The following is a 24,553-nucleotide window of genomic DNA, read 5'->3' as shown; positions in this document are numbered from 1 at the left end:
CAGTAGATGACTGGGTTGATAGGCCGGAGATGGAAGCCCTGTGAGGGGTGGAGTTGACCGGTACTAATAGGCCGAGGGCTTGCCACAACGAGTTGTTCGCATCCACTGTGTGACCCTGAGTCCACAACCATCCATGTTCCCGGTGATCCGGGATCGTGGGGTCGGTTTGTGTGCTCGACCCCTGTCCTGAGTTTTTGGGGTGGGGTGATAGTTGGATAGTGTTGTCGGTGGTCATTGCGGTAGGGAAACGCCCGGTCCCATTCCGAACCCGGTAGCTAAGCCTTCCAGCGCCGATGGTACTGCACTCGCCAGGGTGTGGGAGAGTAGGTCGTCGCCGACATTCAACTTCATGGGATGTGCCCCGGACTGTCGAGTCCGGGGCATTTCTCATTTTCGGACTGTTTTCGGTCCGATGCGTGATGCCGGCCGGCCGGGCATCAGTGTGTCTGTTTGTGGTCCCTGGCGCGGGTCCCTCGGGGCTGGTGGTCGGGGCCGTGGAGCTCTCTTGTGGGAGTCGCATCCGGTCCTGTCGTGCCGGTGGGGTCGGCGCACCTCGCATGCCTTCCTGTGACCTCGCACCCTCTGCAGGGGCTGCGAGGTCGCAGAAATGTGTGCGACGTGGGCTGCGAGGAGGGCGGCCGGCGGGAACACCGGCCGCCGCAGGCGTCAGAGGTCGGCGCCCACGGCGTCGTCGACACACGAGAAGCCGTCGGCGCGCAGCAGCGCCGCGAGCTCGCGGTGGACCCGGGAGGGCCAGAGCAGACCGCCATAGACGAAACCGGTGTAGGCCTGCACCAGCGCCGCGCCGGAACGGATACGGCGGTAGGCCTCCTCGGCGTCGGCGATCCCGCCGACGGAGACGACGACCTGGTCGTCGTCGAGGCGGGTACGCAGCTGCCGCACGACGGCACGGGCCCGCTCGGTCAGCGGACGCCCGGACAGCCCACCCGCACCGGTGGCGGTGACGACGTCGGGCGCGGTGCGCAGACCGTCGCGGGAGACGGTCGTGTTCGTGGCGACGACCCCGTCGAGCCGCATCCGGCGGGCCAGGTCGGCGACGGCGTCGAGATCCTCCGGCGCCAGGTCGACCGTGATCTTCACCAGGAGCGGGACACGACGGTCCCGGGACACCCGGTCCAGCTCCTCGCGGACCGCGACGAGCAGCGGCTCCAGCACGTCGACCTGCTGCAGGTCCCGCAGGCCGGGGGTGTTCGGAGAGCTGACGTTGACCACGACGTAGTCGGCGTAGGCGCCCAGCGCGGCGGCGCTCGCACGGTAGTCGGAGGCGGCCTCCTCGGCGGGTACCGCCTTGCTCTTGCCGATGTTGACCCCGAGCACCGGCATCCCCGGTCCGGAGCGGGCTCGCAGCGCTGCGAGACGGGGCCCGACGGTCCCGGCCCCGGAGTTGTTGAAGCCCATCCGGTTGACCAGCGCGGCGTCGTCGACGAGCCGGAACAGGCGGGGCCGCGGGTTGCCGGGCTGCGCCCGACCGGTCACCGTGCCGATCTCGACCGCGCCGAACCCGAGCCTGCCGAGCGCGAGCACACCCTCGGCGTCCTTGTCGAAACCGGCGGCGAGACCGAGCGGGCCCGCGAACTCCAGACCCAGCACCCGGGTGCGCAACACGGGGTCCGAAGGGGCGAACCGCTCCGCGACCCGCTCACCCACGACGGGTGCGGTCCCGAGCGTGCGGACCACACCGAACCCCATCCGGTGCGCGGGTTCGGACGGGACGTGCCGGAGCACGTGGCGCATGAGGGCGTCGTACATGCCCCCATCCTCACACCGGCCTAGGAGGTGCGGCGGGACAGCCCCAGCTGGTCGAGCATGCGGCGGTCGCGCTTCGTCGGGCGGCCGGCGCCGCGGTCGCGGTGGGCGAACAACGGCTGCCCCGCGGTGCTCGGCTCCGGCGGAGTGTGGTCGATGTAGCACGCCTGCGCGATCGGAGCGCCGACCCGCTTCTCGATCACCCGGGTGACCTCGACGATCCGGTTCCGGTCGTACACCCGCACCCGCACCCGGTCGCCGACCTGTACCGTCGCCGCCGGCTTCGCGGGCCGGTCGTTGATCCGCACGTGCCCGCCCCGGCACGCCGTCGCGGCGTCGGCACGGGTCTTGGCCAGGCGCACCGACCACAGCCACCGGTCCACGCGGGTCCCCTCCATCGGACCATCGTGCCATCCGGGACGGCAGTCCGGGTCTCAGTAGTGCACGACGCCCGGTGTTCCCCCGCCCGCGGCGACGGCGTCGCCGGTGATCGCGACCGAACGGGGCGAGCACAGGAACGTGATGACGTCGGCGACCTCCGCGGCGGTCGTGATGCGGCCGATCGTCGTCGTCGCGTCCAGCTCCGCGCGGGCCTCGGCGCCGGTGATCCCGGCCGACTCCGCCCGCGCGGCGACGACGTCGGGCGTCCGCTCGGTCTCGGTGACACCGGGGTGCACGACCGTCACGTTGATGCCGTGCGGACCCAGCTCCTGCGCGAGCGCCGCCGTCATCGAGGCCACCGCCACGTTGCGCACCGACCCCACCAACGACGACGACTTCCGCGCGTTCAGGCCGCTGACGTTCACGATGCGCCCCCACCCCTGCGCCCGCATCAGCGGCGCGACCGCCCGGGCGCACCGCAGGTAGCCGAGGACCTTCGTCTCCAGCTCGACCCGCACCGCGTCGTCGGTGATCGAGGCCAGGTCGGTCGGCGGGCCCGCGCTCGCCGGCCGCGCGGCGGCGTTCACCAGCACGTCCACCCCACCGAACCGGTCGGCGACGGCGGCGACACCACGGCGGACCGCGTCGTCGTCGGTGGTGTCGACGGCGACGGCCAGCGCCTCCGGCGCACCCGCGGCGCGCAGTCCGGCCGCCGCGGCCTCCAGGGCGCCGGCGTCGCGCGCGAACAACGCCACCCGGACGCCCTCGCCCGCGAGGGCCTGCGCGGTCGCCAGCCCGATGCCGCGGCTCCCACCGGTGACGATCGCCCGGCGCCCGTTCAGTTGCAGATCCATGATTCCCACCGTGCCGCAACGATGGCGGGACCGCAGGCGTCTACGGTGTGCGGGTGGCTGAGCCGATCGACTCCGTGCTGGTGGTCTTCAACCCGGGTAGTACGGGGGACGCCGACGTGCTCGCCGAACAGCTGCGCGACGAGCTCGGCTCCGCCCGGCCCGAGCTGGCCGTGCGGCTGGTGCCCACCGAGTACGCCGGGCACGCCCGCGTCATCGCCCGCGAGGCCGCGTCCGCCGGCGGGCGCCCGCTCATCGTGTCGGCGTCCGGCGACGGCGGCTACAACGAGGTCGTCAACGGGATCATGGACGTCCCGGGCACCGACGCCTCGGCCGCCGTCCTCGCCGCCGGGAACGCCAACGACCACGACCGCGTCACCGCACGCCGTCCGCTGGTCGAGGCGATCCTCGACGGCCGCCCCGAGCCGATGGACCTGCTCGAGATGCACCGCGACGACGACCCGCCGCACTACGCGCACTCCTACATCGGGTTCGGGCTCACCCCCGTCGTCGCGCTGCAGATCGAGAAGGGCGGCAAGGGCAGCATCCGCGAGGTGATCACCACGGTGCGAGCGTTCTGGGCGTTCACCCCGTTCGAGGTCGAGTTCTCCCGCGGCGACCGGCGCCGGATCGACAACCTGGTCTTCGCCAACATCGGTGAGATGGCCAAGGTCGCCGAGCTGTCGGCCACGAGCCGTCCCGACGACGGCCGGTTCGAGGTCGTGCTGCTGGAGCACCGTCCGAAGTGGAAGCAGCTGTGGGTGGCGGCCCGGGCGGCGTTCTCCGGGCTCGGCCGTCAGCCCGCGACCTCGGACTTCCGGTTCACCGCGTGCGGGCCGATGCCGGTGCAGATCGACGGCGAGGTCGACGAGGTCGCCGGCGGCACCGCGATCCGCGTCCGCTGCGCGGCCGGGGCACTCAACGTCGTGCGCTGACCCCCGCCGTGCTCACGGGGCGAGCGTGAACTCCACCGCGCCGAGGTAGTCGCCGAAGCTCGCCCGCACCCGGGCGCCGCGGTGCACGGGCATCGGGACGGTCGTCGTCCCGGTGGTGACGACCGCGCCCGCCTCGAGCCGCAGGCCGTAGCCGGGCAGGACGTCGGCGAGCCACGCCAGCGCGACCCACGGGTCCCCGAGGACGGCCGCGCCGGATCCGGCCGCCTGCTCGTCGTCGACCTGCAGGGCGGTCGGGGTCGCGGCGAGGTCGAGATCGAGGGCGCCGGGGAGCTCCGGGCCCAGCACGAACCGGCCGGCGCACGCGGCGTCGGCCATCAGCGACGGCGCCCCCGCCGCGACGAAGTCGGTGAACCGCGACTCGGGCAGCTCCACCGCCCCGTGCACGGCCGCGACCGCGGCCCGCAGCTCCTCACGGGTCGCGTCGGCACCCACCGGCGCACCCATCACGAACGCGAACTCCGCCTCGGCGACGGCCATGTGCAGGTCGTCGGAGGGCACCACGTCACCGGGGGAGTGCCGGAACCGCTCGAACAGCGCCCCCGGCAGCGGGGTGTCCACCCCGATGTGGGCCTGCCCGGCGGGCGCGGTCGCCGCGAGCTTCCAGCCGTAGGACGGCCCGGCCCGCTCCGACAACCTGCTCTGCGCGGTGAATCCCTCGGCCAGGCTGCGCGGACGTAGCAGCTCCGGCAGTGCGGCCATCCGTTCGCCGGTGGTCCAGGCCTGCCACAACGCACCGGCGGTGCCGTCGGCCCGCACGAGGTCGACGGCGGTCGGGTCCATGCCCGCGGAGCTGTTCTCGGCACTCATCGGGGCGGCATCCTGCCAGGGCCGCGGGTCAGCCGTCGTCGCCGGTCCGGGCGCGCAGCACCTCGGCGACGCCGCGGACCCGGTCGTCGGCGAGCGCGTCCTCCAGCGACACCGGCAGCGGGATCCGCCAGTTCGGGTACTCGTCGACGGTGCCGGGCAGGTTCGGCTGCCGTGTCTCGCCCAGCACGTCGTAGAGGGAGGCCAGGACCAGCCGCGACGGTGCCGACGCCAGCAGCGCGTGCAACGCGACGACGATCGTGTCCTCGTCGGTCTCGTCCGGGGAGTCGAGCAGCCCCTCCGAGGTCAGCAACGCCAGCAGCTCGTCCCGTTCGGCTCCGGCCCTGGCCTCCTCGGTCGTCGGGTCGTCGAGGAGCCCCAGCTCGGCGCGCACCCGCACCTGCTCACCGGCCAGGAACCCGGGCGCGGTCGGCAGGTCGTGGGTGGAGATCGTCGCGACCGACCGCTCGGGCCAGCGACGCGGCGGGCGGAGCGGGCCGTCGTCGCCTCCGGTCACCGGATCGGGGTCGCGGGAGAACCACAGCACCGTCGAGCCCAGCAGGTTCCGCTCGGCCATGTCCTCGCGGATCCGCGGGATCACCGTGCCCAGGTCCTCGCCGACGACCAGCGCGCCCGCGCGGTGGGCCTCCAGCAGCAGCACCGCGAGCATCGCGTCGGCGTCGTAGTGGACGTAGGTGCCGCGGTCGGCCGTCTGCCCCGCCGGCACCCACCACAGCCGCCACAGCCCCATGACGTGGTCGATCCGCAGGCCGTCGGCGTGCGCGAGCAGCGCGCGGACCATATCGCCGAACGCGGCGTAGCCGGTGTCGGCGAGGCGGTCCGGGCGCCACGGCGGCAGGCCCCACGTCTGGCCGCGCTGGTTGAACGCGTCCGGCGGGGCACCGACCGTCGCGCCGAGCGCGAGCACGTCCTGCAGCATCCACGCGTCGGCGCCCTCGGGGTCGCAGCCCACGGCGAGGTCGTGGATGACACCGACCGGCATCCCCGCGTCCTTCGCCGCGGCCCGGACCCCGGCCAGCTGCGCCTCGGCCTGGCGCTGCACCCAGGCGTGGAACGCGACGCGCGGCGCCAGTTCGGCACGGGCGGCGGCGACGCCGGGGGCGTCGGGACGACGCAGGTCGTCGGGCCACAGCGACCAGCGGCCGCCGTAGCGCTCGGCCAGCGCGCAGTAGGTCGCGAAGTCGCGCAGGTCGGTATCCGGGGCGCCGTCGGGGTACCCGGCGCTGCGCCACAGCGCCTCCAGCGCGGACCGCTTCGCCGCCCAGACCCGGTCGTGCGCGATCCGGTCGCCGGTCGTCTCCGGGCGCAGGGCGTCGACCTCGGCGCGGGTGGCCGCGTCCGCGGCGGCGTAGGCCGGGAGGTCGGTGACCCGCAGGCTCAGCGGGGTGGCGTAGCGGCGCGACGACGGTGTGTACGGCGACGGCTGCACCGGCGGCACCGGGGTGATCGCGTGCAGCGGGTTGAGCAGCACCGCGCCCGCGCCGTGCCCGCCGCGGATCAGCGTGGTCAGGTCGCCCAGGTCGCCGATGCCCCACGAGTCGCGCGAGTGCAGGGCGTAGAGCTGCAGCATCCAGCCCCACGTCCGCGGCGGGTCGGGCAGCGTGGGCGGCGCGACGACGACGTGGGCACGCCCGGCTGTCGTCTCGCACGCGTAGCGGCCCGGCTCCAGGCCGGCGGGGAGCTCGCCGTCGACGTCGCAGGCCCATCCCTCGTCGCCACGCGCACCGTCGACGGCGGTGAGGCGACCGCGGCCCGGCACGGCGCGGGAACGGTCGCTGCGCAGTCCGATCGTCGGCGGCAGCGCCCCGGCGCCGGCGCGCTCGCGGGCCCCGGCGAGCGACACCCGTTGCGCCTCGGGGGAGGCGACGTCGACCTCCAGCAACCCGAGGACGGTGCGGACCACCTCCGCGTCGATCGGCTGCTCGGTCCTGCTGCCGTCGAGGTACGAGGTCGCGACGCCGTACGCGTCGGCGATCTCGGCGAGCTCGGGGGTCACCGGGTCGCTGGTCATGGGTCGATCCTGGCGGATGAGCGGCCGCCCGGCCCGGCCGCCCGGGGTGATACGGGCAACCGCCGCGACCGACACGCGGGACGCCTCCGATCGCCCCCGGTCAGGGGGTCCACGGTGCTACGGTGCGTCGCCGGATGCGCCGACCGGGTCACTGTGGCCGGCCGGGCAGCGGGGCCCGGCGACGGGCACCTCCTCCCGGACCGCACCCTGTCGTGGTCGACGGTTCGCGCAGCTCCGGCAGGAGGACTTCCAGATGTCGACGTGGGCCCTGCTCGGGCTGGTTGTGGTGGTGGTGCTGGTGGCCGTCGGGATCGCCGGGTTCCTGCGGTGGGGGCGGGGCCGGGAGGACGACGTCGCGTCGTCCGAAGGGGACCGTCCGCGCACCGTCGCCGATCTCGTCGACCGCCGCGCCCGCGGCCTCGACGACGGGCCCGGCAGGCCCGCGCCCGACCCGTCTGCGCCCCCGGCTTCTCCGACGCTTCCGGTCGACGATGCCCCGGAGCCCGTGGTCGACGAGGATCCGGCCGCTGACCGTGAGGTCGTCGGGTCCGACGCCGCGGTGGACGACGGTCCCGACGACACGGTCTCCGCGACCACGCCCGTCGCCGCGGTCCGTCCGCAGCAGGAGCGCCCGCGGCCCCCCGCCGCGGAGGACACCGCCCCGGACGTCGGGCCGTCGTCGTCGGCGCCCGACATCACCGATGCGGTCGGCGCGGCCGATCCCACCGACGAGCTGCCGGCGGTCCCACGGGTCACGCCCGACGTGAGCGCGGGTCCGGTCGGCCCGCCCTGGTCGCGCGGGTTCAAGGACGGAAAACCGCTCGAGCCCGTCGAGGCGTCGCCGGCCCGGCGGACCCCGGCCCCGACGCCCTTCGTGCGACGACGGCCGGTCGCGGACCCCGCTGCCCGTACCGCCGACGAGGCGACCGCGGCCACCGGTACCGGCCCGGACAGCTCGGCGCCCGACATCAGCACGCCCACCTCCGGGACCGCGGTCGTGGGCGATGCGTCGACGACCGCGTCCGAGGCGCCCGCCGCCGCCTCGACCGGCGTCACCGGGTCCACCGGCGTCACCGGGGACGTCGCGTCCGTCGGGGACACCGCCTCCGCCGGGGACACCGCCTCCGCCGGGGACACCGCCTCCGCCGGGGACACCGCCTCCGCCGGGGAGGAGGCGGACGAGTCGGTCGACGAGGCCCCGCCCGCCGCCACGACCCACTCTCGCGCGCCCTTCGACCCGGACCTGGTCCGGCGGGTCACGGCGCTGCCGTCGGAGCGCACGTCGGTCCGCGCCCCGGCCGACCCGGACACCGAGCGGGAGTTCCGCGAGGCCCGGGACCGCATCTCGACCCCGCACACCTGGGCGGGCCGCGTCCCCGAGCAGGCCGGTGCCCCCGAGACGGCCGGCGACACCCCGCCGGTGAGCCGGATCCCGTCGATCGGGCTCGCCGCCACCGGCGCCCGCGCCGCCCGCGAGACCGGTGACAACCCCGAGCCGCCGCCCCGTCCCGCCCCGCGGGTCCTGCGGTCGGCGCATCCCGGGAGCGGACCGCGGCACCTCGCCCCGCCGCTGCGCGGGACGTCCGGGAGCGACAGCGGGCCCCACGAGGACACCGCTTCTCCCGAGGACACCGCTTCTCCCGAGGACACCGCTTCCCCCGAGGACACCGCTTCTCCCGAGGACACCGTCGGGTCCGGCAGGACCGGGGACGCCGGTTCTCCGACGGGCTCCGGCGGCACGGTGACCACCGACCGCACCGCCGGTGCGGTCGACGCCGTCGACGTCCGTGGTCCGGCCGGGCACACCGACGCCTCCGTGCCGGACACCGGCGAGCGCGAGGCCCCGACCGGGGGTGCGGCCGGAGCCGAGACGACCGACGACGCCACGTCGGACGAGGCCACGTCGGACGAGGCCACGACGGACGACGCCACGACGGACGACGCCACGACGGACGACGTCCCGGACCCCACCACCCCGGAGCGGGCCACCACCGCGCCGGAGGCCGAGGAGACACCCGTGCACGCCGGCCCGACCACCGCCACCCGCCCCGACCGCGCCGAGGACGTCTCCCTGTCCGTGCTCCGGACCGGGCCCGCGCCGTCGGCGATCCTGCCCGACACAGCACCACAGGAGATCGAAGTCCGCGTCGTCGACGCCACCGACGCCCCGCTGCCCGGCGTCGAGGTCGCGCTGCGCGACCGCTCCGGCGGGCCGATCGGCTCCGCCACCACCGACGCCGACGGCACGGCGCACGTCACGGCGCCGGGCGCCGGGGCGTTCGTCGTCGTCGCCCGCGCCGACGGATACCTGCCCGGCGTCGCCACCTGCACCGTCGGCGACGACGCCGCCGACACCACCCTGCGCCTGGCCGCTGCCGCCGCCGTCCACGGCTCGGCGCCCGCGGGCACCGGCGTCGTGCTCTCGCAGGACGGCGAACCGGTCGCCTCGACGACCGCCGCGGCGGACGGGACCTACCGCCTCGCCGACCTCGACCCCGGTCGCCACCTGCTGACCGCGGGCGACGGCCCGGGCGTGGAGGTCGACCTCGTCCCCGGCGCCGACGAGCGGCGGGACCTGGCGGGCTCGTGACCGGCACCACGGAGGTCCACGGCCGGCTCCCCGGCGTCGGCGGTGTCGAGCTGTTCTGGCAGGGCCGCCTCCCCGAGGGCGACCCGAGCGGCGTCCTGCTGGTCAGCCACGGCATCGGTGAGCACTCCGGCCGCTACGACGCCGTCGTCGACACGCTGGTCCCGGACGGCTGGGCCGTGTACGGCCTCGACCACCGCGGCCACGGCCGCTCCGGCGGCACCCGGGTGCACGTCCGCCGCTACGACGACCTGCTCACCGACTTCGAGACGTTCCGCCGCGAGACGATCGCCCGCCACCCCGGCGTCCCGGTGTTCCTGCTCGGGCACAGCCTCGGCGGCCAGATCGCGCTCGCCTACGCGCTGCGCCACCAGAACCGCCTCGACGGGCTCGTCCTGTCCGCGCCCGCACTGGCCTCCGACGCCGTCCCGGCCGCGCTCGTGCCGCTGCTGTCGGTCGTCGCGAAGGTCCTGCCCACGGTCCGCCCGGTCGGGATCGACACCTCCGCGATCAGCTCGGACCCGGCTGTCGTCGCCGACTACGACGCCGACCCGCTCGTGCACCACGGCCGCCCCACCCTGGCCCTCGGCGCGGAGATCTACCGGCAGATGGCCGAGCTGCCCGTCCGGGCCGCCGAGCTGCGGGTCCCGCTGCTCGTGCAGCACGGGACCGCGGACCGGCTGACCGACCCGGCGGGCACCCGGTTGCTCGACGAGCGCTCCGGGTCCGCCGACACCACCGTGCTCTGGTACGACGGCTTCTGGCACGAGATCTATCACGAACCGGGCCGGGCGACCCCGCTCGCGGACCTGCGCGACTGGCTCGACCGGCACCGCGACGCGGCCCGCCCGGTGACCTGACCCGACCGATCCCCGCCTCACCGCGCCGGACCCGCCCCGGTGGTGCGATCCTGGGGCCGGTACGGCGGAACGGGGGTGGCGCGCACGGTGGAGCGGATCGACCGGCGGACGGAGGACGAGTACGTCCCCGTCCGCGACCTGCTGGCGACGATCGACTGGTCGGCGACCCCGCTCGGCGTGCGCGACACCTGGGACCGCGAGCTCGAGGACACCATCCGGTTCATCCTGGAGAGCCGCCAGCCGCTCGTCGCGTGGTGGGGACCCGAGCTCGTCCTGTTCTACAACGACGAGTTCGCCGGGCACTGCGGGCTGCGCCACCCCGGGTCCTTCGGCATGCCCCTGAGGGAGGGCTGGCCGGAGATCACCGCGCATCTCGGGAGCCGTCTCCACGAGCTGCTCTCCGGGGACCGCGAGGGCATCTACCGCAGCGACGACCGGATCGTGCTGTGGCGCTGGGACACCCCGGAGGTCACATGGTGGACCTACTCCGCCACCCCGGTCCGCGGTCCCGACGGCGGCGTACTCGGCCTGATCGTCTTCACGGCCGAGACCACCCCGCAGGTCGTCGGAGGCCGGCGGATGGCGCTCCTGGCCGCGCTCGGCGAGGTGGCCCGGGACGCACCGACGCTGGACATCGCGGTCGAACGGCTCACCACGGTCCTGACCGACCTGCCCGACGACGTCGGCTGCGCCGTGGTGACGACGGTCGGCGCCGACCCCGGCCCGCTGGCCACCGTCCGCATCGACGCGCCGCCCGCGGGCTGGCTCCCCGACGACCTCGACCCCGACCACGCCACCGATGTCGAGTTCCTCGCCGTCGACCCGGTCGCGGTCCACGGCGATGACGGCGTCCCGGTCACCGACGTCGTCCGGGCGACGGTGCGCACCCCCGACGGGTCGGCCGGCATCGCCGTCGTCATCGGGGCGCCGCCGTTGCTGCCGCTCGACGAGGACCACCGCTCGTTCCTGCGGCTGATCGCGGGCACCGTCGGCGGCCTGCTGACCGCCGCGCTCGCCCGCGACCGCGAGCGCGACCGGCGCGACGACGCCGGGCTGATCGAGCAGGCCCGCGCCGAGTACTACGCCGGCCTCGGCGACGAGTTCCGCGACCCGCTGACCCTCGTCCTCGGACCGCTGGAGCGGCTGCGCGACCACGACGACGCCGCCGTCCGCGCCCAGGTGGAGCTCGCGCAGCGCAACGCGCAGCGGATGCTCAAGCTCGTCGACGGGCTGGTGGACGTCTCCGCCCTGCAGACCGGCAAGCACGACGGCCTGTTCGCCCCGACCGAGATCGGGAAGACCACCGCGGCGCTCGTCGACGCGTTCGCGCCCGTCGTCGAGCGGGCCGGGCTGGAGCTGGCGGTGTCCTGCCCGCCGCAGGTCCGGCCGGTCTGGGTGGACCGCGACGCCTGGGAGAAGGTCGTCCTCAACCTGCTCAGCAACGCGGTCAAGTACACCCGCGAGGGCACGATCGCCGTCGACCTCGCCCAGGACGGCGAGCAGGTCGTGCTGCGGGTCTCCGACACCGGCGCCGGCATCGTCGACGGCGAGCTCGACGCGGTGTTCGACCGCTTCCACCGTCCCTCCCGGCGGCACGGCCGCAGCGGCGACGGCAGCGGCCTCGGCCTGCCGCTGATCCGCCAGCTGGTCCGTCTGCACGGCGGCACCATCGGGGTGACCAGCGAGCCCGGCGCGGGCAGCACGTTCACCGTGCGGCTGCCGCTGGGCTTCGCCCACCTGCCCCCCGAACGCCTCGTCCGGGCCCGGGTCGGGTCCCGCACCGCCCCGCAGCTCGCCGCGCCCTACGTGGCGGAGGCGCTGCGCTGGCTGCCCGACGCCCCCGAGCCCGCGGGCGCCCCACCGGTCCTCGCCCGCGGCCGCTCGGTGGACGGGTCGGTCGTCGACGGGCTGGAGGTCGACCACCGCGACCGGGTGCTCGTCGTCGACGACGACCGCGAGATGCGCGGCTACCTGCGCGACCTGCTCGTCGAACGCTGGACCGTCCGGGTCGTCGCGGATGGTGCGGCCGCACTGGAGTCCGCCCGCACCGACCCGCCGGACCTGGTCGTCGTCGACGCGGCGCTGCCCGGCAACGGCGGCATCGAGCTCCTGCGGGCGCTGCGGTCGGACCCCCGCACGGTCGGGGTGCCGGTCGTGCTGCTGTCGTCGCGGGCCGGAGAGGAGGCCGCCGTCGAGGGCTTCGCCGCCGGCGCCGACGACTACCTGGTCCGCCCGTTCTCCGCCCGCGAGCTGCTCGCCCGGGTCGCGAACCACCTGCAGCTCGGCCGTGTCCGCCGGGCCGCCGAGCTGCAGTTCCGGGCCATGGCCGACTCCACCCCGGCGCTGATCTGGGTCGACGACCCGGGCGGGCACCGGTTGTTCGTCAACCGGGGCTGGCTGGACTTCACCGGCGTCGAGGACGCGGCGCAGGAGCTGGGCCACGACTGGCGCCGCCGCATCCACCCCGACGACCGCGAGCGCTACCGCTCGGTGACCTCCGCCGCCGCCCGCGCGCACGCGCCGTTCGAGGTCGAGTACCGGCTGCTGGACCGGGCGGGCCGCTACCGCTGGGTGCTCGACCGCGGCGCCCCCGTCCGCGACGGCGAACGCTCCGCGGGCTACGTCGGCGGCTGCCTCGACATCGACGTCCAGCACCGTGAGCAGCGCAGGCACCGTATCTACTCCGAGGTCGCCGAGTCCCTGGAACGGGAGATCACCCGCACCGGGCGCACCGACCAGCTCGTCCGCGCCGTCGTCGAGGACCGGCTCGCCGACATCGCCGTCGTCCACGACGCCGACGCGGTCACCGGCATCGGCACCCTCGCCGTCTCCGCGGAGCGCTCGGCGCTGGAGCCCTCGCTGTGGCGGCTCGCCCCGCTGGTCCCCGCCGACGACGACGGCCGCCCCGAGATCCTCGACGCCGCCCACCTCGACGAGGTCCTGAGCCGGCTCGCGCCCACCCAGCGCCGGGCCTGGACCCGGCTGCGCATGACCTCGGCGATGGTCGTGCCGCTGCCCGCCCGCGGACGCACCAGCGCCGTGCTGACCGTCGTCCGCACCGAGTCGGGCGACCCCTACACCGACGACGACCTGGACCTCCTGTCCGAGATCGGGCGCCGGGCCGGGCTGGCCGTCGACAACGCCCGCCTGCTGGAGCAGGAACGAGCCTCGGCCCAGCGCCTGGGCCTGCTGCACCGCGCCACCGCCAAGATGTCGGCCGCGGCGACCCCCGGCGAGGTCGCCGCGATCGCCGCGGACCACATCGTCGACCTGCTCGACGCCGACCACGCCGGGCTCTGGGAGATCCGCGGGGAGTGGCTGCAGGCGCTCACCGGCCACGGGTGGGACCGCGACATGTGGCAGCGCGCCGCGCGGATCCGGGTCGACGCGCCGCTGGCGTTCACCGAGGTGCTGTCCGGGCACGAGCCGATGTGGTTCACCACCGCGCACGAGTGGGCGACGCGCTACCCCGCGGCCATCGGCATCGAACCGGACCACGCCCAGACCATCGGCTACCTGCCGCTCGTCGCCGGCGGGCGCTCGCTGGGGGTCCTCGCCGTCGCCATGCTGACCGAGCGACGGCTGTCCGACGCGGACAAGGAGGCGGCCGTCGCCGTCGCCGAGCTCGCCGCACAGGCGCTGGACCGGGCTTCGATGCTGGAAGCCGAGACCGAGGCCCGCCGGCTGGCCGAACGCCTCGGCGCGGTCGCGACCGGGCTGGCCCGGGCCACCGACCTGGAGTCGGTCGCCGAGGTCGTCGTCGAGCACGGCCGGATCTCGATCGGGGCCGACGCGGTCGCGGTGCTCGTCGTCGACGAGGGCGGCGCGCTCTCGCTGCTCCGCGAGACCGGCTGGCCCGCCGACGGCCCGCCGATGCGCACCCCCGGCCGCGCGCACCCGCTGAGCCGCGCGGTGAGCAGTGGCGAGCCGATCTGGAACGCCGGCGGGCCCGCCGACGGCGAGGTGCTGCGCTACCCGGTCCATACCGCGGTACCGCTGATGGTCGCGGCCCGCCCGATCGGCGTCATCGGGCTGCGTTTCGAGACCGAACCGGTGTTCACCCCCGAGCAGCGCAGCTTCGTGCTGACCCTGGCCAACCAGTGCGCGCAGGCGATCGTCCGCGCCCAGCTGCACCAGGCCGAGCACGAGGTCGCGGTCACCCTGCAGCGCAGCCTGCTGCCCCAGCGCCTGCCCGACATCGAACGGCTGTCGCTGGCCACCCGCTACCGCCCCGGCACCCAGGGCACCGAGGCCGGGGGGGACTGGTTCGACGTCCTGGACCTCGGCGACGACCTGGTGGCACTCGTCGTCGGCGACGTCGTCGGCCGCGGCCCGGCGGCGGCCGCGGTGATGGGTCAGCTGCGGTCCGCGGTCGCGTCGAACCTGGTCAACGGCCAGCCCCCGGCGCGGGCGCTGGAGCAGCTCGACCAGTACGCGCTGCGGGTGCGCGGCGCGATGGCCAGTACCGTGGCCATCGCGACGATCGACACCGGCACCGGCGAGATGCGCTACGCCAGCGCCGGCCACCCGCCGCCGCTGGTCGCGGGCCCGGAGGGGGTGCGGACCCTGTCCGAGGGCCGCGGCGTGCCGCTGGGGATCTCCGGGCGGCCCCCGTTCCCCGAGGCCGTGGACCGGATGGAGCCCGGCGAGACGATCCTGCTCTGCTCGGACGGCCTGTTCGAACGCCGCAACGAGGTCATCGACGACGGCCTGGCCCGGCTGTCCGCCGCGTTCGACGAGCTGTCCGCCGCCCAGCCCCGCGACATGGCGGACACGCTGCTGCACCGCATGTCCGAGGGGACGGTCATCCCCGACGACACGGTCGTCGTCGTCGCGCGGCTCATGCCGCCGCCGCTGCGGATCGCGATCGAGGCCGACCCGAAACGGCTCGCCCCGCTGCGTCGCGCGGTGGCCGCCTGGGCCGCGCAGTGCGGGATGGGCCCGGACGCGGTCAGCGACCTGCAGCTGACCGTCGGCGAGGCCGCCACCAACTCCATCGAGCACGCCTACCTGCCCGAGGACACCGACGGGCGCGCCGGGGTCGACCTCGACCTGGCGCTGACCGCGGACGGCTCGGTCGCGGTGCGCGTCACCGACGGCGGACGCTGGCGGCCCCCGCCGCCCGACCCCGGCTACCGCGGCCGCGGCATCGCGCTCATCCGCGAGCTCGCCGGGGACGTGCACATCGCCCCGTCGGACTCCGGCACCACCGTGCGGTTCCTGCTGCCCGCGATCCCGGTCGAGGTGGGCACCCCGGGCGCGGGACCGCCGGTGGAGTTCGTCGCCGGGGAGCCCGAACCGGACCGCGACCGGATCGACACCCCGTCCGGTGACGGCGACGACGGCACCGTCCGGGCCCGGCTGCGTGCCGTCCCGGACGCGCACGGTGTGCGGATCGGGATCGTCGGCGACCTCGACCTCGGCGGGGTCTCGGCGATCCGGGCCCCGCTGATGGAGCACGTCGACCGCGGGCTGCCGATCACCCTGAACCTGCCGGGGGAGGCGTTCGTCAGCAGCGCCGGGATGGCCCTGCTGTCGGAGGTCGCGCGCCGGATGCGGACGAACGGCGCGGCGCTCACCCTCGTCGCGCCCGCGGGCAGCCAGGCCCGCCGCTCGCTGGTGCTGTCGGGGCTCGACACCGTCATCGGCATGTCCGACGACGACGGTGCCTGACCCGCCGACCTGTCCGGACACGCGCGGGGTCCTCCCGCGGGCCGGACGGCGGGTTGAAACCGTGCCCACCGCTGTGTTGCCATCTCCGGCATGAGTCAGGCAGCGACCCTCGGACCCCTGTGGGGTACCCGTCGCGCCGACCACTCCGACCAGGGCTGTCGCCCGAGCTGAGTCCCCCGACCACGCTCGCCCGATCGTCCCCTGGAGCACCACCGTGTCCGCGCCTGCCTCCCTGCCCGCGTCCCGCCCCGCCCGCCTGCGCGTCCCGCACGCGCGACCCGTCACCGCGCCCACCCCGTACGGCCTCGAGGACCTGCAGGAGCTGACCCGTGAGACCGCTGCCGAGGTGCGCTCCGGACGGCACGAGGTCGTCGTCGGCCGGGAGCGCCGCTGGTACCGGCTGCTGCGCAGCGACGGCTTCGTCGACGTCTGGCTGATCAGCTGGTCCACCGAGCAGATCGCGGAGCTGCACGACCACGCGGGCTCCCTCGGTGCCCTCACCGTGGTGTCGGGCTCGCTGACCGAGCGCCGCTGGAGCGGGCCGTCCGGGCTGCGCACCCGGACCCTGCGTCACGGCCGCGGCGCCGGCTTCCCGCTGGGCCACGTGCACGACGTCGCCAACACCGCCGACGACCCCGCGGTGAGCGTGCACGCCTACTCCCCGCCGCTGTCGGCGATGTCCTACTACGACGTCGAGGACGTCGCGGGCACCACCGGCCACCAGCGGCTGCGCCGCACCCGCACCGAGCTCGTCGAACCCGGCCGGGGTGTCGGATGAGCCGCACCGTCGCCGATCTGCTCGCCGCCGCCCGCGCCCGGCTCGACCGGCCCGGCCCGCGGCGTGCCGCGGAGCTCGCCGCCGCCGGGGCGCACCTGGTCGACACCCGGCCGGGGTGGCAGCGCCGCGAGGAGGGGCAGATCCCGGGCGCGCTGGTGATCGAGCGCAACCACCTGGAGTGGCGCCTCGACCCGACCTCCGACGCCCGGGTCCCCGAGGCCGTCGACCACGACGTCGCCTGGGTGCTGTTCTGCTCGGAGGGCTACAGCTCCAGCCTGGCCGCCGCGTCGCTGCAGGACATCGGGCTGCACCGGGCCACCGACCTCGACGGCGGCTTCCGCGCCTGGGCCGCGGCAGGGCTCCCGGTCGAGGCCGGTCAGGACGGCCCGTCCGACGCCACCCGTCCGCCGGACAGGCGCGCGTCGAGGTAGCCCGCGACCAGCGCGGTCAGCTCGTCGACGACGACCGCCCGCGCGAACCCGGGCCGCTCCAGCACGAACCCGGTGGTCAGGTGCTCGACGGTCCGCACGACCGTCCACGCCGCGGCCCGCGCCGCGTCGGTGTCCCCGGCGCCGCGGGTGAGCAACACCGTGGTGACCAGGTCGTCGATCCGGCCGGCGAACGCGGCCCGGCGTCCGCCGGGGGAGCGCGGCAGCTGCTCGACGATCACCCGTAGCAGGTCCGGCTCCTCGCCGAAGGTGTCGAGCAGCGCCTCCAGGGTCGCGCGCACCGCCGGAGCGGTGCCCGCCCCCGGCCCGGCCGCGGCGACCGAGTCGAGGAACGCGCGCGAGACGCGAGCCTCCATCGCGTCGAGGTAGCGGTCCAGCACCTCGGTCAGCACCGCGTCCTTGTCCGGGAAGTACTGGTAGAGCGACCCGGGCGACACCCCGGCGGCGGCCGCGATCCGGTTCGTCGACGCGCCGTCGTACCCGCGGGTGACAAGCACGTCCCGGCCCGCCGCGACGATCCGCTCCACCATCGCCCGGGACCGCTCCTGGCGCGGCTCGCGCCGCCGGGCCCCGCGCCCGCTCACCGGGCGCCCCGGAACGCGCGTTGAAGGCGAGCATTCGCTCGTGTCAGCATCGGTCCATGCTGGCAGAGCCGCCCGTCGCCCCGCGACGCTTCCGCAGTGCGCCCGAGCGTGCGGCGCGGATCGCCCGTCCGCTCGGCCTGGTCGCCGGGGTCCGCGACCCCGATCCCGCGCTGCTCGCCGAGATCGGCCGCCGGATGTTCACCCGCGACGAGACCGGCGCCGCGCTGGCCCGCGCGATGGGACGCGACCGCGACGAGGCCGGCCGCGCCGGGACCGGCCGTGTGACCATGCGGGCGTTGCACACCGCGCTGGCCGCGGGCGCCGCGCCGGCCGACGCCCCGCCGGCGCTGCGGGACTTCCTCGCCGCGGTCACCCCGGACCCGGACTGGCTGGACCGGGACCTGCTCGAGCGCGGCGCCCGCGCCTACCGCAGGCTCGGCCGCAGCCGCGACGACGTGCTGCTGGGACTCTCGCTGATCGGCGGCTACCGCTACGGCGGCCCCACCGAGCTGCTCGTCCGCACCGGTGGGCTCACCGGCGCCGGCGCGATGCGCCGCCTCGGCGAGACCCAGGCGTGGGCGTTCGCCGTGAGCCGTCCCGGCGGGATGGTGCCCGGTGGTGCGGGCTGGGCGGCGACGCTGCACGTGCGCGCCATGCACGCCCTCGTCGCGGAGCGGTTCGAGCGGGGCGACCGCTACGACGTCGCCGGCCACGGGCTGCCGATCAACCAGGCCGACGCCGCGGCCACGCTCGGGCTGTTCAACAGCACCGCGATCCTCGGCTGCCGCCTGCTCGGACGCCACGTCCCGCGCGCTGACGGCGACGCGATCATGCACCTGTGGCGCTACGTCGGGTGGCTGATGGGGGTCGACGACGACTGGCTGTTCGACACCGAGCGCGCCCAGAACGCGTTCAACCACCACGTCGTGCTGGCCCAGGGCGACGTCACCCCGGCAGGACCGCTGCTCGCGGGCGCGCTCGTCGAGGGGCTGCGCAGCGAGCGGACCGGTGGCCCCGCCGACCGGTTCCGCGGCGCCTGGGAGCGACGACGGCTGCTGTCGCTGCTGCGGGTGTTCCTGCGCGCCGAGGGCCTGCGCGACCTGGACCTGCCGGTGACCGCGGCGTGGATGTGGCCGTCGCAGGTGCTGCGCAACCTGGTCGAGTCGCTGCTCGTCGCGCGGACCGCACGGGGGCGGCGGTGGCTGGAGCGCCGCTCGGACCGCCGCGTCGAGGCCGACCTGGCCCGTCGCTTCGGCCGGGAGACGCCCGGCCCCCGCGACCTGGCCGCCTGACCCCGCCCGCCGGGATCAGGTGAACGCGCTGATCCCGGTCACGTCCCGGCCCACGATGAGGGTCTGGATCGTCTCGGTGCCCTCGAAGGTGTGGATGGCCTCGATGTCGGCCCAGTGCCGCACGACGTGGTGCTCCAGCAGGATCCCGTTGCCGCCGAGCAGGTCCCGCGCCTCGGAGAGGATCTTGCGGGCGGTCCGGGTGTTGTGCATCTTCGCCAGCCCCGCGACGGTCGGCGACAGCTTGCCCACCTCGGCGAGCCGGGCGGACTGCATGCAGTAGAGCTGCATGCCGGTCAGGTCGGCGAGCATCGCGACGAGCCGCTGCTGCACGATCTGGAAGCTCGCCAGCGGCTTGCCGAACTGCTCGCGCTCCAGCGCGTAGCGCAGGGCGGCGTCGTAGCCGGCGGTCGCGTGGCCCAGTGCCATCCAGGCGCAGGTGCCCCGGGTGGTGGCCAGCACCGCGGCGCAGTCGGCGAACGTCCGCGCCTCGGTCAGCCGGTTCTCCTCCGGCACCCGGACCCCGTCCAGCTCGATGTCGGCCTGCCAGAGTGCCCGCAGCGACACCTTGCCCGGGATGACGGTGGCCTCGTAGCCCTCCGCCGGGGTCTCGACGACGAACCCGAGCACCTCGCCGGAGTCGGTGTCGCGCGCCCACACGACCACCAGGTCCGCGACGCTGCCGTTACCGATCCAGCGCTTCGACCCGCGCAGCACCCAGTGGTCCCCGTCGCGGGTCGCGGTGGTCTCCAGCGCGACCGAGTCCGAACCGTGCATCGGCTCGGTCAGCGCGAACGCGCCCAACTTGTCCATGGTGGACATCGACGGCAGCCAGCGTTGCCTCTGCTCCTCCGAGCCGCACATCGCGATCGCCTTCATCGCCAGGCCCGCGTGCACCCCGAGGAACGTGCCGAGCGAGCCGTCCCCGCGGTGCAGCTCCATGTGCACGAGGCCGAGCGCGAGCGGGCTCATCCCGGCCGCCCCGTAGCCCTGGATGTCCTCGCCGACGATCCCGAGCTCGGGGAGGCGCCGGAACAGGTGCCAGGGCAGCTCGGCGCGCTCCCAGTAGTCGTTGATGCCGGGGAGGACCTCGGCGTCGACGAACGTGCGGGTGTCGGCGAAGCGCTGCCACTGCTCGTCGGTGAACTGGTCGCGCACCGAGAAGAAGTCGGTGCCCAGGGCCTCGCCCAGCTCGGTGTACGGAGTGGTCGGTGCGGTCATGATCGCGGGCCCCTCGCCGTCGACGGAGACCTGATCCTCACAGAATCACCGGGGTTCCGCCGGGCGGAACTCAGGCCCGCACCAGGCAGAACGGGTGCCCGATCGGGTCGAGGAAGACCCGGAAGCTGTCCGGCGCGGGCTGGACCTCGTGCCGGGTGGCGCCGAGCGCCAGCACCGCGGCCTCCCCGGCGTCCAGGTCGGGCACGTCGAAGTCGACGTGCCCGCGCTGCGGCCGCACCTGCCCGGGCCACTCCGGCGGGGTGAACTCCCCCTCGGAGATCTGCTGGAACGCCAGGGTCGCGCCCGCGCCGCCCGGGTCGAGCTCGACCCAGTCGGGGTCGGTGTCGGTCGGCCCCTGGACCGGCCAGCCGGTGATCGCCGAGTAGAACCGGGCGAGCTCCAGCGGATCCGGGCAGTCGAGCGCGAACAGTGCGAACCTGGCAACGGGTGCATCGGTCATGGCGGCAGTGTGCCTGCGACCCCCGACGGTCACGCCTCAGAGCGCGTCGATCGCCCGCTCGATCCGCTGCACCGACACCGGATGGCGGGTCTTCATCGGGTGCGCGTACAGCGAGATGCGCAGCTCCTCGACCATCCACCCGATCTCGCGCAGCGCGGCCGACGGCGGCGTGTGCTCGGGCAGGGCGGCCAGCAGCCCGCGGTACTCCGCCTCGACCGGCGCGATCTCGGCGGTCCACCGGGCGTCGCGGGTGGGGTCGGCACGCAGCTTCTCCAGCCGCAGCTCGCAGCCCTGCAGGTAGCGCTTCACGTCGCCGAGCCGGGTCGCCCCGGCGGCGGTGACGAAGCCCGGCGCGGTCAGCCGGCCCACGACCGCCGTCACGTCGGCGACGCCGTCGCGGGTGGCGGGACCGCGCAGGTCCGCCAGCGCCGCACCGACCCGGTGCCAGACCTCCAGCACGCCGCGTACGGCGTCGAGGACCTGCAACGTCGTCGACGGCAGCCGCATCCGCAGCAGCTCCGCGAGCCGTGCGTACTGCGCCCCGTCGAACGGGTCGCCGCCGCCCCGGGTCATCAGGTGATCGGCCGCGGCGGTGGTGCAGTCGTCGAGCAGGGCGTCGAGCGAGCCGTGCGGGTTGCGCGACAGGGCCAGCCGCGCCCGGTTGTCCAGGCCGCGCTGCACCTGCTTCCCCGGGTGGGTGGTGTTGAGGAGCAGGAGCCGCCGGGCGCCGCGGTGGTGGTCGGGGTCGCGCTCGGGCGCCGTCGCGTACACCCGGACGTCGGCGCTCGTGCCGCGGTCGCGCAGGCCCGGGTAGCCGGTGACCGTGTGCGCGCCCCGCCGGATCGGCAGCTCGCGGGGGAGCTCGCCGATCGTCCACGACGTCAGCCCGGTCGCCTCGACGTCGCTGCCCGCGGCGGCCAGCTCCTCCCGCACCTTCGGGGCGAGGGCGCGGCGCAGCCGGTCCAGGTCGGTGTCGCGGGCCAGCTCGGCACCGGACTCGTCGAGCACCCGGAAGGTCACCGTGAGGTGCTCGGGCAGCCGCTCCAGCTCCCAGTCCTCGCGCCGGATCTCCACGTTGCGCATCCGGCCGAGCTCGTCCTCCAGGACGTCCAGCAGCGGGCGACGGCCGGTGTCACCGCGCAGCCGCGCCAGCACCGCCTTCGCGTGGTCCGGGGCGGGGGAGAAGTTGCGCCGCAGGTTCCGCGGCAGCGTCCGGATCAGCGCGGTGACGAGCTCCTCGCGCAGTCCGGGCACCTGCCAGGTGAACGGCGTCGGGTCGACCTGGTTCAGTGCCGCCACCGGCACGTCGACGGTCACGCCGTCCTCGTGATGGCCGGGCTCGAACGCGTAGGACAGCGGCAGGGTCAGCCCGCCCGCCTCGACGTGGTCGGGGTAGTGGGCGCGGTCGACCTGCTTCGCGGCCTCGGTCGCGAGCATCTCCTCGGTGTAGGTCAGCAGCTCCGGGTCGCGCTTCGCGGCCTGCTTCCACCACCGGTCGAAGTGCTTGCCGGAGACGACGTCGGCGGGGACGCGCTCGTCGTAGAAGGCGAACAGGGTGTCCTCGTCGACGACCAGGTCGCGGCGCCGCGCCCGGTGCTCCAGCTCCTCGACGTCCTCGAGCAGCTCCCGGTTGGCGTGGAAGAACGGGTGCCGGGTCTCCCAGTCGCCCTCGACGAGCGCGTGGCGCAGGAACAGGTCGCGGCTCACCTCGGCGTCGATCCGCCCGTAGGCGACGGTGCGGTCGGCGACCAGCGGCAGCCCGTGCAGGGTGACGCGCTCGGTCGCGACGGCGCTCCCGCGCGTGCGTGACCAGCGCGGTTCCGAATAGGTCTTCTTGACGAGATGTTCGGCGAGTGGCTCGATCCAGTCCGGCTGGACCGGTGCTACGGTCCGCGCCCACAATCTCGTCGTCTCGACGAGTTCGGCGGCCATCACCCAGCGCGGGGGCTTGCGCGCCAGGCCCGAACCGGGCCAGATCGCGAACTTCGCGCCGCGGGCACCGAGGTAGTCCTTCGGGCCTTTCCGCTCCTTCCCGGCGCCCTTCCCGGTGCCCTTCTCGGTGAGCGGGTCCTGCATGCCGATCTGCGACAGCAGGCCGGCGAGGACGGACTGGTGAATCCGGTCGGCGTGCCGCGGCCACTCGGGGTCGTGGTCGTTCAGATCCATGCCGGAGCTGCGGGCGGCCTGGCGGAGCTGGCCGTGCAGGTCCCACCACTCGCGCACCCGCAGGTAGTGCAGGAAGTCCTCACGGAGCTCCCGGCGGAACCGGCTGCCCGACAGCTCGTCGCGGCGGGCGTTCAGGTGGTCCCACAGCCGCAGGTAGGCCAGGAAGTCCGAGCCGTCCTCACCGAAGCGGCGATGTTTGTCGTCGGCGGCCTGGCGCTGCTCGGTGGGCCGCTCGCGCGGGTCCTGCACGCTCAGCGCGGCGGCGATGACCAGCACCTCGCGCAGACAGCCGTTGCGGTGCGCCTCCACGAGCATCCGGCCCAGCCGCGGGTCCACCGGCAGCCGCGCCAGCGACTGTCCGACCGCGGTCAGCGAGCGCCGGTCCGGGCGCAGCGCGCCGAGCTCGTGCAGCAGGTCCAGGCCGTCGGCGACGGCGCGCCGGTCCGGCGGCTCGACGAACGGGAACTCCGAGATCTCGCCCAGGTCCAGCGCGATCATCTGCAGCACGACCGAGGCCAGGTTGGTCCGCAGGATCTCCGGGTCGGTGAACTCGGGGCGGGCGTCGAAGTCGTCCTCGGCGTACAGCCGGATCGCGATGCCGTCCGAGGTGCGGCCGCAGCGACCGGAGCGCTGGTTCGCCGAGGCCTGGGAGATCTTCTCGATCGGCAGCCGCTGCACCTTGAGGCGGCGCGAGTAGCGCGAGATGCGCGCGGTGCCGGTGTCGACGACGTAGCGGACGCCGGGGACGGTCAGCGAGGTCTCGGCGACGTTGGTGGCGAGCACGACCCGGTTGCCCGCGTGCGGCGCCCAGACACGCTGCTGCTCGGCCGTCGACAGCCGGGCGTAGAGCGGCAGGATCTCGGTGTTCCGCAGGTTGCGCCGCTCCAGGGCCTCGGTGGCCTCGCGGATCTCGCGCTCACCGGGCAGGAACACCAGCACGTCGCCCGGTCCCTCGCGCTGGAGCTCGACGACGGCGTCGCCGATCGCGTCGTCCAGCTGCCGGTCGGGATCGGCGTCCGGGTCGTCCGGGTCGACGACGGGGCGGTAGCGCACCTCGACCGGGAACGTGCGCCCCGAGACCTCGACGATCGGGGCCGGGGCCGGGTCGCTGCCCTCGGTGGCCGTGCCGAAGTGCCGGGCGAAGCGCTCCGGGTCGATCGTCGCCGAGGTGATGACGACCTTGAGGTCCGGACGGCGGGGGAGCAGCCGGGTCAGGTACCCGAGGATGAAGTCGATGTTGAGGCTGCGCTCGTGCGCCTCGTCGATGATCAGCGTGTCGTAGGCCAGCAGGTCCTTGTCGCCGGCCAGCTCGGCCAGCAGGATGCCGTCGGTCATCAGCTTGACCATGGTCGAGTCGCCGACGGCGTCGGTGAACCGGACCTTCCAGCCGACCGCCCCGCCGAGCTCGACGCCCAGCTCCTCGGCGATCCGGGTGGCGACGGTGCGCGCGGCGAGCCGCCGCGGCTGGGTGTGACCGATCATCCCGTGCACACCGCGGCCCAGCTCGAGGCAGATCTTCGGCAGCTGCGTCGTCTTCCCGGATCCGGTCTCCCCGGCGACGATCACGACCTGGTTGTCGCGGATCGCGTCGGCGATCTCCTCGCGGCGCGCGGAGACCGGCAGCGTCGCGGGGTAGGAGATCCGCGGCAGCGCGGCGCGGCGGCGTTCCACGCGGTGCTCGGCCTTCGCGACGGC

At 75.0% G+C, this 24,553-nt stretch carries 16 protein-coding genes and 2 rRNA genes; 9 read left to right on the top strand and 9 right to left on the bottom strand.

Features of this window, described 5'->3' with window-relative positions:
* Together NH602_RS10610 and rrf are read left to right on the top strand one after the other, a co-directional pair.
* Positions 1 to 87 (top strand): 23S ribosomal RNA (locus tag NH602_RS10610); the annotation flags it as partial.
* Between the two features lie 136 nt (positions 88 to 223).
* Positions 224 to 340 (top strand): 5S ribosomal RNA (gene rrf, locus NH602_RS10605).
* Positions 341 to 666: 326 nt separating this feature from the next.
* On the opposite strand, the gene NH602_RS10600 is transcribed toward rrf, so the two are convergent.
* From NH602_RS10600 to NH602_RS10590, 3 genes are read right to left on the bottom strand one after another with little or no spacing between them, the layout of a single operon-like run.
* Positions 667 to 1,770 carry a quinone-dependent dihydroorotate dehydrogenase gene (locus tag NH602_RS10600; protein WP_161151881.1) on the bottom strand — a complete coding sequence of 368 codons (1,104 nt, stop codon included), beginning with the start codon at positions 1,768 to 1,770 and terminating at the stop codon, positions 667 to 669.
* A gap of 20 nt (positions 1,771 to 1,790) precedes the next feature.
* The gene (locus NH602_RS10595) at positions 1,791 to 2,165 is read right to left on the bottom strand and encodes an RNA-binding S4 domain-containing protein (protein WP_253067728.1); all 375 of its coding nucleotides are present in this window, start codon (positions 2,163 to 2,165) and stop codon (positions 1,791 to 1,793) included.
* Between the two features lie 36 nt (positions 2,166 to 2,201).
* Positions 2,202 to 3,002, bottom strand: a complete 801-nt coding sequence (locus NH602_RS10590) for an SDR family NAD(P)-dependent oxidoreductase (RefSeq protein ID WP_179761236.1) — start codon at positions 3,000 to 3,002, stop codon at positions 2,202 to 2,204.
* A gap of 53 nt (positions 3,003 to 3,055) precedes the next feature.
* Between NH602_RS10590 and NH602_RS10585 the strand changes: the two genes are divergently transcribed.
* Positions 3,056 to 3,934 carry a diacylglycerol kinase family protein gene (locus NH602_RS10585; RefSeq protein WP_073577949.1) on the top strand — a complete coding sequence of 293 codons (879 nt, stop codon included), beginning with the start codon at positions 3,056 to 3,058 and terminating at the stop codon, positions 3,932 to 3,934.
* 12 nt (positions 3,935 to 3,946) lie between these two features.
* On the opposite strand, the gene NH602_RS10580 is transcribed toward NH602_RS10585, so the two are convergent.
* Together NH602_RS10580 and malQ are read right to left on the bottom strand one after the other, a co-directional pair.
* Positions 3,947 to 4,762: a 2-keto-4-pentenoate hydratase gene (locus NH602_RS10580; protein WP_237453419.1), complete on the bottom strand. Its 816-nt coding sequence runs from the start codon at positions 4,760 to 4,762 to the stop codon at positions 3,947 to 3,949.
* Between the two features lie 28 nt (positions 4,763 to 4,790).
* Positions 4,791 to 6,791 (bottom strand): 4-alpha-glucanotransferase, encoded by a 2,001-nt coding sequence (gene malQ / locus NH602_RS10575; RefSeq protein WP_253067727.1) that lies wholly within the window; start codon positions 6,789 to 6,791, stop codon positions 4,791 to 4,793.
* A gap of 253 nt (positions 6,792 to 7,044) precedes the next feature.
* Here malQ and NH602_RS10570 point away from each other — a divergent pair, with 253 nt between their 5' ends.
* The 5 genes from NH602_RS10570 to NH602_RS10550 all read left to right on the top strand — a co-directional run bounded on the left by NH602_RS10570 (position 7,045) and on the right by NH602_RS10550 (position 17,120).
* A complete protein-coding gene (locus NH602_RS10570; protein ID WP_253067726.1) occupies positions 7,045 to 9,381 on the top strand; it encodes a carboxypeptidase regulatory-like domain-containing protein in 2,337 nt (778 codons plus the stop codon).
* A complete protein-coding gene (locus NH602_RS10565) occupies positions 9,378 to 10,238 on the top strand; it encodes an alpha/beta hydrolase (RefSeq protein WP_073577915.1) in 861 nt (286 codons plus the stop codon). The genes NH602_RS10570 and NH602_RS10565 overlap by 4 nt, the downstream gene beginning before the upstream one ends.
* A gap of 75 nt (positions 10,239 to 10,313) precedes the next feature.
* Positions 10,314 to 15,911, top strand: coding sequence for a SpoIIE family protein phosphatase (locus tag NH602_RS10560; RefSeq protein ID WP_253067725.1), 5,598 nt, complete (start codon positions 10,314 to 10,316; stop codon positions 15,909 to 15,911).
* 214 nt (positions 15,912 to 16,125) lie between these two features.
* Positions 16,126 to 16,689 (top strand): cysteine dioxygenase family protein, encoded by a 564-nt coding sequence (locus NH602_RS10555; RefSeq protein WP_253067724.1) that lies wholly within the window; start codon positions 16,126 to 16,128, stop codon positions 16,687 to 16,689.
* Positions 16,686 to 17,120 carry a rhodanese-like domain-containing protein gene (locus NH602_RS10550; RefSeq protein WP_179761233.1) on the top strand — a complete coding sequence of 145 codons (435 nt, stop codon included), beginning with the start codon at positions 16,686 to 16,688 and terminating at the stop codon, positions 17,118 to 17,120. Before NH602_RS10555 ends, NH602_RS10550 begins: the two co-directional genes overlap by 4 nt.
* Here the strand turns inward: NH602_RS10550 and NH602_RS10545 are convergent.
* Positions 17,066 to 17,722, bottom strand: coding sequence for a TetR/AcrR family transcriptional regulator (locus NH602_RS10545; RefSeq protein WP_202416194.1), 657 nt, complete (start codon positions 17,720 to 17,722; stop codon positions 17,066 to 17,068). The genes NH602_RS10550 and NH602_RS10545 overlap by 55 nt on opposite strands.
* 56 nt (positions 17,723 to 17,778) lie before the next feature.
* On the opposite strand from NH602_RS10545, the gene NH602_RS10540 reads away from it, so the two are divergent.
* Complete coding sequence (locus tag NH602_RS10540) at positions 17,779 to 19,014, top strand: oxygenase MpaB family protein (protein WP_253067723.1); 1,236 nt, start codon at positions 17,779 to 17,781, stop codon at positions 19,012 to 19,014.
* Positions 19,015 to 19,029: 15 nt separating this feature from the next.
* On the opposite strand, the gene NH602_RS10535 is transcribed toward NH602_RS10540, so the two are convergent.
* The 3 genes from NH602_RS10535 to hrpA form a co-directional block, all read right to left on the bottom strand.
* The gene (locus tag NH602_RS10535; protein ID WP_179761231.1) at positions 19,030 to 20,232 is read right to left on the bottom strand and encodes an acyl-CoA dehydrogenase family protein; all 1,203 of its coding nucleotides are present in this window, start codon (positions 20,230 to 20,232) and stop codon (positions 19,030 to 19,032) included.
* Between the two features lie 70 nt (positions 20,233 to 20,302).
* Positions 20,303 to 20,692 (bottom strand): VOC family protein, encoded by a 390-nt coding sequence (locus tag NH602_RS10530; RefSeq protein ID WP_073577908.1) that lies wholly within the window; start codon positions 20,690 to 20,692, stop codon positions 20,303 to 20,305.
* Positions 20,693 to 20,728: 36 nt separating this feature from the next.
* Positions 20,729 to 24,553 (bottom strand): ATP-dependent RNA helicase HrpA (gene hrpA / locus NH602_RS10525; RefSeq protein ID WP_253067722.1); only part of this gene is annotated, 3,825 nt, incomplete at its 5' end.

This window comes from Pseudonocardia sp. McavD-2-B (genome assembly GCF_024124365.1).
Classification (GTDB): domain Bacteria; phylum Actinomycetota; class Actinomycetes; order Mycobacteriales; family Pseudonocardiaceae; genus Pseudonocardia; species Pseudonocardia alni.
This window is presented reverse-complemented; position numbering and strand designations above follow the sequence as displayed.